We start from the raw sequence: 263 nt of genomic DNA on the forward strand, positions 1-263 counted from the left end.
GTACCATGATTGTCAAGCCAGATAGCCAAACGCCATTTTCTGCCATCGCCATGATGGTGCTTGCCGAACAAGCCGGCCTACCAAAAGGCGTACTGCAACTCGTCACAGGCGATGCCCCCACCATCGGCAGTGTGCTGACCAAAGACGAACGCATTCATAAGCTATCCTTTACAGGCTCGACCGCTGTCGGTCGCCTACTGATGGAGCAATGTGCCAGCACCGTCAAAAAACTCTCGCTAGAGCTTGGCGGTAATGCCCCATTT

At 54.0% G+C, this 263-nt stretch carries 1 protein-coding gene; it reads left to right on the forward strand.

Annotated elements, in window-relative coordinates:
• Nucleotides 1-263: aldehyde dehydrogenase family protein (locus QSV46_RS40075; protein ID WP_314964155.1), on the forward strand; the 263-nt coding region annotated here is incomplete at both ends.

It is taken from the genome of Bradyrhizobium cosmicum, assembly GCF_032290525.1.
Lineage (GTDB): Bacteria > Pseudomonadota > Alphaproteobacteria > Rhizobiales > Xanthobacteraceae > Bradyrhizobium > Bradyrhizobium cosmicum_A.